The organism is Pantoea sp. Acro-807 (assembly GCF_011752675.1).
In the GTDB taxonomy this organism is placed as follows: domain Bacteria; phylum Pseudomonadota; class Gammaproteobacteria; order Enterobacterales; family Enterobacteriaceae; genus Pantoea; species Pantoea eucrina.
In genome coordinates, this window is sequence record NZ_VWXE01000005.1 from 125483 (window position 1) to 140493 (window position 15011).

14 protein-coding genes and 1 tRNA gene are annotated in these 15011 nt (G+C 57.4%); 6 read left to right on the forward strand and 9 right to left on the reverse strand.

Features of this window, described 5'->3' with window-relative positions; all coding sequences use genetic code 11:
- The first annotated feature begins 273 nt into the window (after positions 1-273).
- Positions 274-1515, forward strand: coding sequence for an MFS transporter (locus tag F3J39_RS13290; RefSeq protein ID WP_039382105.1), 1242 nt, complete (start codon positions 274-276; stop codon positions 1513-1515).
- A 76-nt stretch (positions 1516-1591) separates the two neighbouring features.
- Here F3J39_RS13290 and F3J39_RS13295 read toward each other — a convergent pair whose 3' ends face one another.
- The 3 genes from F3J39_RS13295 to F3J39_RS13305 all read right to left on the reverse strand — a co-directional run bounded on the left by F3J39_RS13295 (position 1592) and on the right by F3J39_RS13305 (position 3884).
- Positions 1592-1882, reverse strand: a complete 291-nt coding sequence (locus tag F3J39_RS13295; RefSeq protein ID WP_166714301.1) for a DUF1330 domain-containing protein — start codon at positions 1880-1882, stop codon at positions 1592-1594.
- Positions 1882-2763, reverse strand: coding sequence for a glutathione-dependent disulfide-bond oxidoreductase (gene yghU / locus F3J39_RS13300; protein ID WP_166714302.1), 882 nt, complete (start codon positions 2761-2763; stop codon positions 1882-1884). The genes F3J39_RS13295 and yghU overlap by 1 nt, the downstream gene beginning before the upstream one ends.
- Before the next feature lie 101 nt (positions 2764-2864).
- On the reverse strand, positions 2865-3884 hold the full coding sequence (locus F3J39_RS13305) for a LacI family DNA-binding transcriptional regulator (RefSeq protein ID WP_039382113.1): 1020 nt from the start codon (positions 3882-3884) through the stop codon (positions 2865-2867).
- A gap of 4 nt (positions 3885-3888) precedes the next feature.
- On the opposite strand from F3J39_RS13305, the gene F3J39_RS13310 reads away from it, so the two are divergent.
- The gene (locus F3J39_RS13310) at positions 3889-4059 is read left to right on the forward strand and encodes a hypothetical protein (RefSeq protein ID WP_158249869.1); all 171 of its coding nucleotides are present in this window, start codon (positions 3889-3891) and stop codon (positions 4057-4059) included.
- Between the two features lie 54 nt (positions 4060-4113).
- Here the strand turns inward: F3J39_RS13310 and F3J39_RS13315 are convergent, their stop codons facing one another.
- Positions 4114-4998, reverse strand: a complete 885-nt coding sequence (locus F3J39_RS13315) for a sugar phosphate isomerase/epimerase (RefSeq protein WP_039382117.1) — start codon at positions 4996-4998, stop codon at positions 4114-4116.
- A 267-nt stretch (positions 4999-5265) separates the two neighbouring features.
- Between F3J39_RS13315 and F3J39_RS13320 the strand changes: the two genes are divergently transcribed.
- The 3 genes from F3J39_RS13320 (at position 5266) to F3J39_RS13330 (ending at position 8537) form a co-directional block, all read left to right on the forward strand.
- Positions 5266-6288: a LacI family DNA-binding transcriptional regulator gene (locus F3J39_RS13320; RefSeq protein ID WP_166714303.1), complete on the forward strand. Its 1023-nt coding sequence runs from the start codon at positions 5266-5268 to the stop codon at positions 6286-6288.
- Positions 6289-6433: 145 nt separating this feature from the next.
- A complete protein-coding gene (locus tag F3J39_RS13325) occupies positions 6434-7357 on the forward strand; it encodes a TIM barrel protein (protein WP_104085600.1) in 924 nt (307 codons plus the stop codon).
- 10 nt (positions 7358-7367) lie between these two features.
- Positions 7368-8537 carry a Gfo/Idh/MocA family oxidoreductase gene (locus F3J39_RS13330; RefSeq protein WP_166714304.1) on the forward strand — a complete coding sequence of 390 codons (1170 nt, stop codon included), beginning with the start codon at positions 7368-7370 and terminating at the stop codon, positions 8535-8537.
- Positions 8538-8585: 48 nt separating this feature from the next.
- Here the strand turns inward: F3J39_RS13330 and F3J39_RS13335 are convergent.
- From F3J39_RS13335 to aspA, 5 genes are all read right to left on the reverse strand, one after another.
- Positions 8586-8661 (reverse strand) — tRNA-Phe (locus tag F3J39_RS13335).
- A 106-nt stretch (positions 8662-8767) separates the two neighbouring features.
- Positions 8768-9346: a transcriptional regulator gene (locus F3J39_RS13340; RefSeq protein ID WP_094110665.1), complete on the reverse strand. Its 579-nt coding sequence runs from the start codon at positions 9344-9346 to the stop codon at positions 8768-8770.
- Between the two features lie 64 nt (positions 9347-9410).
- Positions 9411-11096, reverse strand: coding sequence for a protein-disulfide reductase DsbD (locus tag F3J39_RS13345; RefSeq protein WP_166714305.1), 1686 nt, complete (start codon positions 11094-11096; stop codon positions 9411-9413).
- Positions 11097-11178: 82 nt separating this feature from the next.
- Positions 11179-12480 (reverse strand): anaerobic C4-dicarboxylate transporter, encoded by a 1302-nt coding sequence (locus tag F3J39_RS13350; protein WP_071669144.1) that lies wholly within the window; start codon positions 12478-12480, stop codon positions 11179-11181.
- Between the two features lie 115 nt (positions 12481-12595).
- Entirely contained in the window at positions 12596-14032 is a 1437-nt protein-coding gene (gene aspA, locus F3J39_RS13355; RefSeq protein ID WP_039382126.1) for an aspartate ammonia-lyase, read from the reverse strand.
- Positions 14033-14408: 376 nt separating this feature from the next.
- On the opposite strand from aspA, the gene F3J39_RS13360 reads away from it, so the two are divergent.
- Entirely contained in the window at positions 14409-14861 is a 453-nt protein-coding gene (locus F3J39_RS13360; RefSeq protein ID WP_039382127.1) for an FxsA family protein, read from the forward strand.
- Positions 14862-15011: the final 150 nt, after the last annotated feature.

Consider the following 15011-nt stretch of genomic DNA (forward strand, 5'->3'; position numbering starts at 1 on the left):
GGCGTTAAAAGGGATAATTAAGCTGTTAATTCAGTAATCAATAAATCAATACCGGTATTCAATCAATAACAATCACTCTCCTGATATATAGAGACCAATGTTTATCTGCCAGGCAGTTAAGTTTTTGTTTCAAAAGCGCACAACCTGCCATTGCCTGCCAGAGTGATATCACGCACGCTCAGAGAGACAAAACGATAACAGAAGTCACTGCCTGGCTTCTGACCAGATTAGTGCAATGACGCTAATCAGTTAATCATTTCAGGATGGGATCGTATGACAGGTATAAAAAGCTCTGCTGCAGAAGACTCTCTGCTGCGGCATCGACCGTTTGTGGCTTTCTGGCTGGCGCGCACCTGCTCGTCATTCGGCTTTCAGATGTTTTCAGTTGCGGTCAGCTGGCAAATCTATGCCCTGACACACAGTGCGCTGGCGCTGGGTATGATCGGCTTAATGCAGTTTTTACCCTCGGTACTGCTGGCGCTGCCGGCTGGTCATCTGGCCGATCAGCACGACCGTCGTCGCATTGTTCTGGTGGGACAACTGATTGAGTGGGCAGCGCTGCTTGGGCTGGTGGCGCTGACGCTGCTGCACTGGGCAGGAAGCGTTGAGATCTGGGGACTGGTGTTTCTGATCTCAGTGGCAAAGGCGCTGGAGTGGCCGGCTATCACCTCTATGCTGCCGGCGCTGGTGCCGCCGCCGGTTCTGGCCCGTGCGATGGCTGCCAGTTCAGTAGGCGGTCAGGCGGCGGTGATCGTCGGCCCGACGCTGGGCGGCCTGCTTTATGTCGCCGGGCCTGAAGTGGTGTATGGCGTTTCCGCGCTGTTCTATCTCTTCTCTATTGTACTGATTAGCCGTCTGCGCTATGCGCGGCCGCCGCAGTCGCGCATGCCGATGAATCTGACCAATATGTTCGCTGGCGTGCGTTTTATCCGCGAGCGCAAAGATGTGCTGGGCGTGATCTCGCTTGACCTGTTTGCCGTGCTGCTGGGCGGGGCCACGGCGCTGCTGCCGATTTTTGCGCAGGATATTCTGCATACCGGGCCGTGGGGGCTGGGCATGCTGCGCGGCGCACCGTCAGTCGGAGCGCTGGTGGTGGGCGTCTGGCTCAGCCGTAATAAGCTGGAGAAGCACGTCGGTATGATTATGTTTGGCTCGGTAGCCGGTTTTGGTCTGGCGACGCTGCTGTTTGCGCTCTCCACTCAGCTCTGGCTGTCGCTGCTGGCGCTGGCTGCGCTGGGGGGATTTGATATGGTCAGTATGGTGATCCGCGGTGCGCTGGTCCAGCTCGATACGCCGGATGATATGCGTGGTCGCGTCAACGCCGTGAACGCTATTTTTATCAATACGTCCAATCAGCTGGGGGAGTTTGAATCTGGCCTGCTGGCCGCATGGCTGGGGGCGGTACCGGCGGCCGCGCTGGGCGGAATAGGTACGCTGATAGTGGTCGCCGTATGGATGACGCTTTTCCCGCATCTGCGCAAACGGCAAAAGCTGGAGAATGAAAGCGGCGTGTAGATGAGGGTGCCCGGCGCAGCATCACGCCGCCGGGCACATCAGCAGACCGGCAGCCGGTCTGCCTGGCGTCGGCGCGTTATGCGACCCCGTTGACCAGGATAACGCGGTAGTTAGCGCCTTTCACGCGGTGCGCTTTCGCTTCCTGATAAGCCGGACTGTGATACCAGGCGCGCGCGGCGTCCATATCGGCAAATGCCAGAACGACAACGCCTTCGGCATCCCGGCCTTCCAGCACTTCCTGCTCGCCATAAAAAGCCAGCGGCGTGATCTGATGATCGCCACGCGCGTCGCCCGCTTTCTGTGAGTAGGTTGTCAGCTCATCTTTGTCCAGCGTCTCATCCTTAATCATTACCATGTAAGCGGTCATTACTTCTCTCCCCGTGCCTGACGTTTATCTTCGGTGTTGTGTTCAAAATCGCTGGCGTCATGCCGCTCCAGCAGCTGATCCTGCGGCTCAGCGCCAAAGGCGCGATTAACTTTACGTCCGCGTACTACCGTCGGACGCTCTGCGATCTCTTTCGCCCAGCGCACCACGTTGGTGTAAGCCTGCACATCCAGAAACTCTGCTGCACCATACAGGCCATTCAGCACCAGGTTGCCATACCAGGGCCAGGTCGCGATATCCGCAATGGTATAGGCGTCACCTGCGAGGAAGCGGTGATCCGCCAGCTGGCGATCCAGCACATCCAGCTGACGCTTCGCTTCCAGCGTAAAGCGGTTGATGGCGTATTCAATTTTCTCCGGTGCATAGTGGTAGAAGTGGCCAAAGCCGCCGCCAAGATAGGGTGCAGAACCCTGCAGCCAGAAGAGCCAGTTCAGGGTTTCAGTGCGGCCCGCCACATCTTCCGGAATAAAGTAGCCAAACTTCTCCGCCAGATAGAGCAGGATATTACCTGATTCAAACACCCGCTGCGGTGGCGTCACGGAGTGGTCGCTCAGCGCCGGAATTTTAGAGTTAGGGTTCACATCAACAAAACCGCTGGAGAACTGATCGCCTTCACCAATGCGGATGAGCCAGGCGTCATACTCCGCCTCTTTTACGCCCACCGCCAGCAGCTCCTCCAGCAGAATAGTGACCTTCTGACCATTTGGCGTACCGAGCGAGTAGAGCTGCAGCGGATGCTTCCCGACCGGCAGCGCCTTCTCATGCGTGGCGCCAGCGGCAGGGCGGTTCGTGCTGGCGCCATTGCCTTTGGCTTCCGGTTCCCAGGTCCAGACTTTTGCGGGCTGATACTGATTATCTGACATCGTCATTTCACCTTATGGTCGTGAGCGTTGCGCTGCCACTGAGTGTAGCAGCGCAATTCCGCGCCGATTTAACCGCGCTGGCGGTGAGCGGGTTTGCGGGATCAGGTACAGTTCTCCTGGGTATAGAGCATAAAGTCGACTTTGCCCGGCGCGTAAGTATCAGGCTGCTCGCGCTCTTCCAGATGCCGCAGCAGCAGGGTCAGAGCGAGTTCAGCGTGGCGCTGCGTGTTCTGATCGAGGGTCAGGGTCAGGATGCGCTGCTGCAGCAGCTGGCGCGTAGTTGCATAAAGTTCATGCGTCACATAAACCGTGCTGCCGCACAGCCGGTGGCGCGCCAGCGCTTCATAAATCTGGGTATTGCCCATGCCGGTGTTATAGAGTCCGGCGATCTGGCGCGATCCCGCCAGCGTTTTTTCCAGCAGCCGGCTGATGCGTTCGCGATCGTCCTGGCCGGCGAGGATCTCACGCAGTCGCAGCTGCGGAAAGCGCTCAGCCAGCACCTGCTGAAAACCTTCAATACGCTGCTGGTGCGCGAGGTAGTCAGCGCGACCGCTGATCAGCACCACATCCCCTGTACTGGCCGCCATGCTGCCGAGCATCAGGCCCGCCGTGCGTCCCGCTTTGTATTGATCGATACCGACATGGCAGAGCCGCGGCGCGTCAGGCAGATCGCTCACCAGCGTGATGACCGGCACGCCCCGCGCCTGGCAGCTGGCCAGCGCCTGATAAATCAGCGGGCTGGCGTGGGCAAAAACAATCAGCCCGTCCATTCTTTTACTGCCGGCATCGATATGGGCCGCCAGCTTCTCCGGCGCATCTTCCGGGATAAGCGTGCGATGCAGCCGGACCCGCCGGTAGCCCAGCGCATCTGCCAGACGGGCAAACTCCTGCGCCAGCTGCTGAAAGAAGAATGAGCCGTTGCCGCTCAGGATGACCTCTATCTGCCAGCTGTGGCGATGCTCCTCCGGCAGAATACGTTTTAAGCCCGCCTCCCGGGCCGCCTGCAGCACTTTTCGCGTCATCGCGGGCGAGACGCCCCCTCGATCGTTCAGGACCCGATCCACGGTTGCGACGCCAACGCCTGCGCGCTTAGCCAGTCCGGCCAGCGTGGTTGCTTTCATTCGAGTGAATTCCATCAAAAAACTGCGTTCTGACAGCCTGCCAGAACGGGATATTTTGACAAGACAGGGCATTCTGAAGTGTGAGCTAAAGGAGGAGATCCGCAGCTTTGCTGTTGATATGGCGATGATAATAGTGCCGCTGCAGAAGGGCGCGGTGATGCCTGGCGCGATGTAAGCGGTGCGTTTCCCCCTGCAGGGCTCAGGGGGAGAATACTACCCGATGCGGCAATCAGAGGTTCAGCAGTTCGCGCTCAATCAGTTCGCGCGTCTCTACCGCCTGATAGCGCATCTTCTCCGGATAGCCGAACAGCGCCGCTGAGATAATCGACTCACCGCCGACTTTGAAGCTGCGCCGGGCAAAATCCATCTCGCGCAGCGCTTCAAACAGCGCATCAAAGTTGACTTCGCCTTCTCCCACCGCGACGTGCTGATGGATGGTTGCGTCCACGCCGGGCGGATTCACAATGTAGCGGCAGTGTTTGGTGTGGTTCATGGTATCGGCGATCAGCATATGCGACAGATCGTCGCCAGCGTAGTGCAGCATGTTTTTCACATCCCCTTTGCCTTTGTCATAATAGAAGGTGTGGGGCGCACTATAGATATACTTCACGTTATCGCTGCGAAACGACTTCACGATATCCGCTGTTTCATTGTTCTCTTCGCAGAAATCCCACGGGTGTGCCTGGATTTCAATGCGGATCCCTTCCCGCTCAACGATCGGCAGCAGCTCCTCCATAGAGCGGTAGAACATCTCTTCGCAGATTTCTGGCTCATTAGGGTTGCCGGAGAGTTCGGTATTGATAACCTGCACGCCCATCTCAACCGCAATCTCAATCATGCGCTTCCAGTTTTTTACCGCCGCCTGACGCCGCAGCTCGTCGGGTCCCGACCAGCGATAAACCGTGATGAAGGAAGAGATTTCGGTGCCGGTGGCGTTCAGCGCATTTTTATATTCACGCAGGATTTCGCGGCTGGCTTTGGGGTGTTTATAAAAGGGATTGATCTGCGGATGGGGTGATTGCTCAATATATTTATAGCCCCATTCCGCCACCTGATGCACCATCCGGGTAATGCCGAGATCCCGGATAACGTCCACGTCAAAAGCAATTTTCATGCTGTCGCTTCTCCTGCGCGCCCTGTCGCGCGCTCTTGATATGCAGAGTGAAATCACTATAGGGAACCGGTATGTGGCGATCTATACGTTTGCTGATGGATTTCAATCAACCGGATATTACCCGGTACAGAAACTGTACGACTTTTATGGTATTAAATTTTATCGAGGAATTTTGCGAGATAGCGCAAGAATAAGATAATTTTTCATCGATTTTTTATCCGATTATATTCATTATTTTGATAGCTTTTTATCAATGAGACAAACGGAATGAGCAAAGTCACTTTACAGGCTGTCGCTGCAGCTGCCGGTGTGGGTGTAGCAACCGTGGATCGGGTACTGAATAATCGCGCGCCGGTACGTCCGGCAACAGCACTGCGGGTGCGCAACGCCGCGCAGCGACTGGGCTATCGTCTGATCTGTGAAGACGCCACTGGCGTAGTGTCAGCCAGCGCAACGCTGCGCATGGGATTTATTCTGCTGCCGGCAGGCTACTCTTTTTATCAGACCTTACAGGATGCGCTGCGTCAGCATGCGCTGCCGCTGCATCCGCCCGGCAGTGAACCCCTGTTTTATACGCACGATATCCACGATGTGACCTCGGTCGTGGCCTCGCTATATACGCTGGCTGAGCAGGTGGATGTGATTGCGCTGGTGGCGCTGGATCATCCGCTGATTCGGCACGCCATTGAACAACTTTCGTTGCGTGGTATACGCATCTACGCGCTATTCTCCGATTTCTCTCCCTGCGGCCATGCCGGCTATTTTGGGCTGGATAATCAGAAAGCCGGGCGTACGGCTGGCTGGCTGGCAACGCACCTGCTGCAGGCCAGAGGTACCGCCGCGGTGCTAACCGGAGATCACCGTTTTACCTGTCAGGAAAGCTGTGAAATTAGTTTTCGCTCCTATTTGCGTGAGCAGCAGAGCGCGCTGCAGGTGCCGGAACCGCTGCAGACGCAGGAGACCCGCGCCGGTGGTTATCAGGCTGCCAGCACGCTGCTGGCACAGCAGCGCGATTTAGCTCTGATTTATGCACCCTGTGGCGGGATCGAAGGCGTTATTCAGGCGCTGCGTGAACAGCCCAAACGAAAAGTCGCGCTGATTTGCCACGGTCCGGTCGAGCAGGGAGAGCTGGCGCTGATTTCTGGAGAGATCACCGTAATGCTACGGCACGATCTGGATGAGATGGCAGTGCGCATAACGCAGACTCTGCAGCAGTGCAATATTGCAGGCGATCGCCACTTTTCCCGCGTCACGTTGCCTTTTGACATTGTCACCCGGGAAAACCTTTGAAGTGCATAATGCAGTTTTTGATAAAAAACTATCATTAAAATGATGATAAATAATTTGATCACTATCAATATTTGAAAGTTATGCGATTGCTGATGATGAAGTTTTAATCTGATACTGGTGCTCTCTTTCTGCGCCAGGAGCAATCATGATGATCCATATTGCTAACGCGCCCTGCAGCTGGGGCGTTGACGATTCTAACAATCCTTTTCTTCCTCCGTGGCAAACCGTTCTGAAGGAGGCTGTGCAGGCTGGCTATCCGGCAATTGAGCTGGGACCGTGGGGCTATCTGCCTGTCGATCCTGTGGTGTTGCGCGAGCAGCTTACTGCGCACCAGATTTCACTGGTCGCGGGGACGCTGTTTGATGACCTGGTCAGCGAAGAAAACTTTCCTGCCATGGTTGCCCTGACGCACAACATTTGCCGCACCCTGATACAGGTTCCCGTTGCCGCGGCAACGCCCGGCTCGCGCTATCCCGCACCCTATCTGGTGATTATCGACTTTGGTAATGCGCAGCGTGCGCGCTATGCCGGTCAGCCCGACAGGGCGCCACGTTTGCCGCCCGCAGCCTGGCAGCGTCTTATGCAGCATATCACTACGCTTAGTCAGATCTCCTGGCAGGAGTATGGCGTACGCGCGGTGATTCATCCGCATGCAGGCGGCTGCATTGAATTTGCCGACGAGCTGGCACAGCTGGCACAGGATCTTCCCTATGAGACGGCAGGATTGTGTCTCGATACCGGACATCTTTACTACTCCGGTATGGATCCGGTAGCTACATTGCACGCTTACCGGGAGCGCATTGACTATCTGCACTTTAAAGATGTCAGTGAACCGGTATGGCGCGATGTCACCACTCGCGGCCTCGACTTTTTCAGCGCCTGTGCAGCAGGCGTTATGTGCCCGCTGGGGCAGGGAGCAATCGATTATCCGGCAATTCATACGCTGCTCGCAAAGTGGGATTACCAGGGGTGGATCACGATTGAGCAGGAGCGCGATCCGCGTCACGCCGCGACCAGCCTGCAGGATGTCACCGCCAGCCTGCGCTATCTGAAATCAACAGGTTTTTAAGGGGAATAATATGATCAATGGCATTCCGGTTATCGGGCGTTCACTGCGCTGGGGCATGATTGGCGGCGGCGCTACCAGCCAGATTGGCTATATCCACCGCTCGGCAGCACAGCGCGACGGTAACTTCACGCTGCTGGCCGGTGCATTTGACAGCGATGCGGCGCGGGGGCAGGCATTCGGGCTGGCGCTGGGCGTGGCACCCGATCGCTGCTACCCTGACTATCAGACGCTATTTGCTGCAGAGGCGGGCAGGGAAGATGGTATTGAGGCGGTCTCTGTCGCTACGCCTAATCACACCCATTTTGCTATCTGCTGCGCGGCGCTGAATGCCGGACTGCACGTGGTGTGCGAAAAGCCGCTATGTTTTACCTCAGAAGAAGCGCAGGAGCTCGCGCGCTTGTGCCAGCAGCAGCAGAAAATTGTGGGAGTCACCTACGGCTACGCCGGGCATCAGATGATTCATCAGGCGCGCGCGATGATTGCCGGCGGCGCGCTGGGCGACATCCGGGTTGTTAATATGCAGTTTGCCCACGGTTTTCACCACGAGGCAGTGGAACTGCAGAATGAAAGTACCCGCTGGCGCGTCAATCCGGCATATGTCGGACCGAGCTACGTGCTGGGTGACCTGGCGACGCATACGCTGTTTCTGGCGAAAACCATGATGCCGCAGCTGACCATTAAACGGCTGCTCTGCAACCGGCAAAGCTTTGTGACCAGCCGGGCGCCGCTGGAAGATAACGCTTTTGTCATGATGGAGTATGATAACGGCGCGGTGGGTACGCTCTGGGTTTCTGCTGTGAATTGCGGGTCAATGCATGGACAGAAAATCCGCATTATTGGCGCCAGAGCGAGCCTTGAGTGGTGGGACGAGCAACCCAACCAGCTGCGTTATGAAGTCCAGGGGGAGCCAGTTCGGATCCTGGAGCGCGGCATGGATTACCTGCATTCAGGCGCACGGGAAGATGACCGTATTGGTGGCGGACATCCGGAAGGGTTGTTTGAAGCCTGGTCTAATCTCTACCGCCGTTTTGCCCTGGCGATGGCAGCAACCGATCGCGGCGATAAAGCGTTTCTGGCAGATTTCTGGTATCCCGACGTGCATGCCGGCGTGACAGGTGTTTACTGGATTGAGCGCTGTGTGGCATCTGCCGACGCTGGCGCAGAGTGGGTCAGCTGGTAAAAAGCAGAAAAGCAAAAACCCGGCCATAAGGCCGGGTTTTCTGAATTGTGGTGCCCGAACCCGGAATCGAACCAGGGACACGCGGATTTTCAATCCGCTGCTCTACCGACTGAGCTATTCGGGCAACGGGGCGCATTAAACCTTAATGGCCGCAGATCGTCAACGGGTTTTAGCAAAAAAGCGCGCTATCCGTGATTGACTGCCTGCTTTTCAGGCATGTCAGCCCGTTTTCAGGCGAGTGCGCCGTTCTGACGACAGAGCGCAATGCTGAATACATCTTCCGCCAGGCGCCGGGCGGTCGCCACATCCTGTACGTTGCGTTTCACCAGCAGTTTGCTCAGGCAGCCCTCGAGGATCAGCTCCATCTGATCGGCCACCATCGCGGGATTATCCAGCGCCAGCTCAACCAGGATCTCATGGGTAAACTGCCATGAGTGGCGCTTCTGCTGCTCCGCCAGCTGGTGCACCGGCTGGTCAGGCTGCGGATAGAAGCTGCAGGCAGCAATAAACAGGCAGCCGGGAAACCGGCCTTTGCTGACATACTCTGCCAGCACGTCATAGCGCGCCATCAGCTTTTGCGCCGGAGTGAGCCGCTCATCCAGCTGTACCTGACGCCGCCAGCTGTCGATCTGCTGACCGTGATAGCGCAGTGCATCATAGAGCAGCGCATCGCAGTCGGGCCAGTAGCGGGTCAGCTGTTCAGTGCTGAGGCCGGTTTCACCTGCCAGCTGTGGCAGCGACAGGGTGGCCGCCAGGCCGTGTTGTTCGAGCACATTCAGCGCATGCTCCAGAATTTGTTCGCGTTGCACATGACTCTCCTCTGGAATATCGGCCCGCTCGTCGATGAGCGGGCAGTGGCTGAACCAGTGTCGTTTAACGCGGCAGATTCTGCAAATGCGCGCGAAACGCTGCCGCACGCAGAAAGCCGCTGATACGCGAATCGGGGATCTCGCGACCCTGCGCGTCAAAAAACAGAATGGTCGGTAATCCCGCCACCTGCAGCTGCTTCAGCAGGGCATTGTCCTGCGCGCTGTTTGCGGTGACATCCGCCTGCAGCAGCTGCACGTCAGCAAGCGCGCTGGCGACTGCCGGATCGCTGAAGGTATATTTTTCAAACTCTTTGCAGGCGACACACCAGTCGGCATAGAGATCGAGCATGGTGATGCGCCCCGGTGCCTGCTGCAGCGCCTGCTCAAGCTCCGCGCTGCTGCTGATGCGCTTAAAGGGCAGGTGTGCCACGCTCTGGCTTGCCGTAGCGCCAAACGCCCACTCCTGCAGCGGCCGCGCCATAATCAGCGCTGCCCCTAACATCACTACCGGCACAACGCGCCACCTGCCGCGCGCGTGCATGCTGTGAATAAATGCCCAGCTGAAAAACGCTACGCCCAGCAGGCTCCAGAGCCGCAAACCCCAGGTGTCGCCGAGAATACGCTCCAGCAGAAATACCGGCAGCGCCAGGATAACAAACCCGAACGCCTCTTTTACCGTCTGCATCCACGGGCCGCTTTTGGGCAGTAGCCGATGACCAAAAAGCGTCACGGCGATCAGCGGCAGCCCCATTCCCACGGCGTAGAGCCACAGCGTGCCGGCGCCGGCCCACAGGTTTCCGCTCTGTGCGATATACAGCAGGATCGCGCTGAGCGGCGCCGTGGTGCAGGGGGAGCAGATAAGCCCGGCCAGCGCGCCCATGACAAATACGCCAGGCAGCGAGCCGCCGCGCTGCTGATTGCTCCAGTGCGCAAGACGCGTCTGCAGGCTGGCGGGCAGCTGCAGCGAAAACAGGCCAAACATCGACAGCGCCAGCAGAATAAACAGCAGCGACAGACCCGCCAGGACGTATGGATGCTGCAGCGCCGCCTGAAAGCGCAGCCCGGCCGCCGCGACCACAACGCCCAAAAGCGTGTAGGTCAGCGCCATGCCCTGCACATAGACCAGCGCCAGCGCCAGCAGCCGGCCGACGCTGTAGCGGCGTGCGCCGCCGAGGATAATGCCGGAAATCAGCGGGTACATCGGCAGGACACAGGGGGTAAAGGCGACGCCGATACCGATCAGCAGCGCCCAGAGCGGCGAGAAGGGCAGCGGCGTGGCGGCAGGCTGCGCCGTAACCGGCGCGCTGCCGCTGCTGACGGCGCTCAGCGGAACGGTACGGCTCTCCGGCGGGTAGCAGAATCCGGCCGCGGCGCAGCCCTGATACGTCACCGTCAGCGTGGCGCCCGCATCCGCCCGCTGCAGCGTCACCGGCAGCGTCACCGCCTGACGATAGATCTCGCTTTTGCCATAAAATTCATCCTCATGCGCTTCGCCAGTCGGCAGCGTCAGCGGGGCCAGCTGCGCATGCTGAGCCGTAATCTTCATCTGCTGACGATAGAGATAGTAGCCGGGCCTGACCTGCCAGTTCAGCGTCAGCGTTGAGCCCCGCTGAGAAAAATCAAACTGAAAGGCCTGATCGACCGGCACAAAGCGGCTGGTGGATTTCGGCGCAAAGAGATCGGCCTGAGCCGACAGGCAAAGCAGCAGCGTCAGGCAGAGCGTCAGCAGGCGGGAAAGAGGTGCAGCCATAAAAGATTAATCAACTCCGGTAGTGCAGAAGCGGTGAGCATAGCACGACCGCTTCGGCACAGGATTTCATAATGTAACGGCGTCAGAGGATCAGACTGCCAAACAGAAAGCCAAACGCCACGGAAAAGGCGATGGCCAGTATGCCCGGAATGATAAAGGAGTGGTTAAAGACAAACTTGCCGATTCGCGTCGAACCGGTGTCATCCATTTCCACCGCGGCCAGCAGCGTCGGATAGGTAGGCAGGACAAAGAGCGCTGATACCGCAGCAAACGAGGCCACTGCCGCCAGCGGCGAGACGCCGAGCATCAGTGCTGCCGGCATCAATGCTTTGGTGGTTGCCGCCTGCGAATAAAGCAAGGTGGCGGCAAAAAACAGCACCAGCGCCAGCATCCAGGGATAGCGCTGCAGCATGTCACCCGCCAGAGTCTGGATCTCGCTCAGGTGCGCTTTGACAAAGGTATCGCCCAGCCACGCCACGCCCATGACGCAGATGCAGGCGCTCATGCCCGATTTAAACGTGCTGGCACTGAGGATCTCACTGCTGTCCACGCGGCAGGTCAGACAGATCAGCGTAGCGACCGTGAGCATAAACACGACGATCGCTTCGTTACGCGGCAGCACCGGGCTGGCGAGCAGGCCCACGCTGTCGCTGATGGCGGTGGCATAGAGCACCACTGCCACAATGCCGGTCAGAAACAGCAATACGGCGCGGCGCGCGCCGGGTCGGGTGGTATACACTTTCTCACCGCGCAGCGTCACGTCGCCTCTGGCAAGTCGCGCCTGATAGATTGCATCATCCTTCAGCTCTGTACCCAGAAAGTTGGTGATCACTGCCGCGCAGAAGATTGCCGCCATCGTTGAGGGCAGCGCCACGCCCAGCAGCGCCAGATAGCTGACGCCGCGGGGTTCCAGTATGGAGGCAAAAAATACCACTGCCGCAGAGAGCGGAGAGGCGGTGATCGCAATCTGGGAGGCCACCACCGCGATAGAGAGCGGACGCGATGGCCTGACGCCCTGCTCTTTAGCAACTTCAGCGATAACCGGCAGCGTGGAAAAAGCGGTGTGGCCGGTGCCGGCCAGCAGCGTCATCAGATAGGTCACCAGCGGCGCCAGAAAAGTCACGTAGCGCGGATGGCGGCGCAGCAGCTTTTCCGCCAGCCCGACCAGGTAATCCATACCGCCTGCGACCTGCATGGCAGCAATCGCGGCGATAACGGCCATAATAATTTCGATCACATCAAACGGGATTGCGCCGGGCTTCATGCCGCACACCAGCGTCAATATCAGCACTCCCAGACCGCCGGCAAAGCCGATTCCGATACCGCCCAGACGGGCACCGAGCCAGATCGCCATGAATACCACTGCCAGTTCCACTGCTATCATCCGTTTCTCTCCTCAGGCTGCAGAACGTGCCCCCTGAATGTTGTAGTCGCCACATATAAAAAAAGCACGCCGTATTGTATACAGGCGTGCCCGGGACGACGTGATCGGAAACAGATTACTGTTCGTTTTCGTCGGTATAGCGTTTCGCTTTATAGGTCGGATGCATCAGGTTCTGGACGGAGAAGATATCATCCAGCTCCGCTTCGGTCAGCAGGCCGCGTTCCAGCACCACTTCACGTACGCTTTTGCCGGTTTCAGCACAGACTTTACCCACGATATCGCCGTTGTGATGGCCGATGTAGGGGTTGAGATAGGTGACAATACCGATAGAGTTGAATACGTACGCTTCGCAGACTGCTTTGTTCGCCGTAATGCCGTTAACGCATTTTTCCAGCAGGTTATAGCAGGCGTTGGTCAGGATGCTGACGGATTCAAACAGCGCCTGGCCAATCACCGGTTCCATCACGTTGAGCTGCAGCTGACCCGCCTCAGACGCCATGGTCACCGTGGTATCGTTGCCGATAACCTTAAAACAGACCTGATTAACCACTTCCGGCACCACCGGATTGACTTTGGCTGGCATGATCGAGGAGCCCGCCTGCAGTTCCGGCAGGTTGATTTCGTTCAGGCCGGCGCGCGGACCGGAAGAGAGCAGACGCAGGTCGTTGCAGATTTTTGACAGCTTCACCGCCAGACGCTTCAGCGCTGAATGCACCATGACGTAGGCGCCGCAGTCGGACGTCGCTTCAATCAGATCTTCCGCCGGCACCACCGGCAGATTGCTGACTTCTGCCAGGCGCTGCACGGCCAGCTGCTGATAGCCATCCGGCGTGTTGAGGCGGGTACCGATTGCGGTTGCGCCAAGGTTCACTTCCAGCAACAGCTCGGCGGTGCGCAGAATATTGCGGGTCTCTTCATTCAGCAGCACGTTAAACGCGTGGAACTCCTGGCCCAGCGACATCGGCACTGCATCCTGCAGCTGGGTGCGGCCCATCTTCAGAATGTTTTCAAACTCCACGGCTTTGCGCTGGAAGCCTTCGCTCAGCTGGGCAATCGCATCCAGCAGCTTGAGAATAGAGGCGTAAACCGCAATCCGGAAGCCGGTCGGGTAGGCATCATTGGTTGACTGGCATTTGTTAACGTGGTCGTTGGGGTTGAGATACTGATACTCACCTTTCTGGTGACCCATCAGCTCCAGGCCGATGTTTGCCAGCACTTCGTTGGTATTCATGTTCACCGAGGTGCCGGCGCCGCCCTGGTAAACATCTACCGGGAACTGATCCATACATTTGCCGTTGTTCAGCACCTCATCGCAGGCCTGAATAATGGTATTCGCAATGTTGCGCGGGATCGTCTGCAGCTCTTTGTTAGCCAGCGCGGCTGCTTTTTTAACCATCACCATGCCGCGGACAAATTCAGGAATGTCGCTGATTTTGCTGCTACTGATATAGAAATTTTCAATCGCACGCAGAGTATGAACACCGTAGTAAGCATCCGCCGGCACTTCGCGCATGCCTAACAGGTCTTCTTCGATACGAATGTTGTTCGCCATGATTACCTTCTTATTATTGCTGCTCTGATACCGCCACGCATCCGGCATGGATGGAGAGCGAATAACACGCAGGTGAAGCAATTATATTGTCGTGGAATACCAGTGCCGACATTTTATCCATCTTCGGGCTGGCGGGCACGATCATATTCTGTCACGGCAGAAATGCTCGTACACAGATCACTTTACGGACATTTGCCCGGCAAGTGGTAATAACGATATGTGATGTATCTCTCACTTTTATGTCAAAAGGAATTATTTGGCCGGTGCGGTTGAAATCCACCGCGCGGGTGCCCATCTCACTACCTATGATCGTTACGATCGCTCTGTTTCTGCCGCCTGGCCTGTCGCGAGGCGGCCCAACTCACAGGAGACACCAGTGCGCTGGTTACCGTTTTTACTCTTTTTTGTCCTGGCGTGGATTGAGATCACGCTGTTTATCCAGGTGGCACATGCGCTGGGCGTGCTGCTGACGATGCTGCTGGTAATTTTTACCTCCTGTATCGGTGTGTCGCTGGTGAAAAATCAGGGCATGAAAAACTTTATGCTGATGCAGGAGAAGCTTGCGCGTAACGAAAGCCCGGCAGCGGAGATGATTAAAAGCGTCTCGCTGATCATCGCCGGTGTGCTGCTGCTGCTGCCCGGCTTCTTTACCGATTTTCTCGGCCTGCTGCTGCTGCTGCCGCCAGTGCAAAAGCTCCTGACGCTGAGGCTGATGCCGCATCTGCGCGTCTGGCGCGGTCCGGGGCAGGGACCCGACAGCGGCGTAACAATGGATGGTGAATTTGAGCGTAAAGATCAGGATCGCATCGGTCACGATAAAGATCGCTGAGGTAAGCGAGGCGGCGCAAGCCGCCTTATTTGTATTCTTTTTAAGCGTTTGTAGCACAAACAAAAATTTTTTTATTTCTGTCCCCTTGAAACTCTCCTGTCTGCCCCTATCTCTTCCTGCACGAGGCCGGAACCCTCAAGCCCGGCGTTC

Bases quoted from the DNA above. Each gene is read 5' to 3' on its own strand.
- F3J39_RS13290 (WP_039382105.1), top strand. From the start codon at position 274: ATGACAGGTATAAAAAGCTCTGCTGCAGAAGACTCTCTGCTGCGGCAT.
- F3J39_RS13295 (WP_166714301.1), bottom strand. From the start codon at position 1,882: ATGACCGCTTACATGGTAATGATTAAGGATGAGACGCTGGACAAAGAT.
- yghU (WP_166714302.1), bottom strand. From the start codon at position 2,763: ATGTCAGATAATCAGTATCAGCCCGCAAAAGTCTGGACCTGGGAACCG.
- F3J39_RS13305 (WP_039382113.1), bottom strand. From the start codon at position 3,884: ATGAAAGCAACCACGCTGGCCGGACTGGCTAAGCGCGCAGGCGTTGGC.
- F3J39_RS13315 (WP_039382117.1), bottom strand. From the start codon at position 4,998: ATGAAAATTGCTTTTGACGTGGACGTTATCCGGGATCTCGGCATTACC.
- F3J39_RS13320 (WP_166714303.1), top strand. From the start codon at position 5,266: ATGAGCAAAGTCACTTTACAGGCTGTCGCTGCAGCTGCCGGTGTGGGT.
- F3J39_RS13325 (WP_104085600.1), top strand. From the start codon at position 6,434: ATGATGATCCATATTGCTAACGCGCCCTGCAGCTGGGGCGTTGACGAT.
- F3J39_RS13330 (WP_166714304.1), top strand. From the start codon at position 7,368: ATGATCAATGGCATTCCGGTTATCGGGCGTTCACTGCGCTGGGGCATG.
- F3J39_RS13345 (WP_166714305.1), bottom strand. From the start codon at position 11,096: ATGGCTGCACCTCTTTCCCGCCTGCTGACGCTCTGCCTGACGCTGCTG.
- F3J39_RS13350 (WP_071669144.1), bottom strand. From the start codon at position 12,480: ATGATAGCAGTGGAACTGGCAGTGGTATTCATGGCGATCTGGCTCGGT.
- aspA (WP_039382126.1), bottom strand. From the start codon at position 14,032: ATGGCGAACAACATTCGTATCGAAGAAGACCTGTTAGGCATGCGCGAA.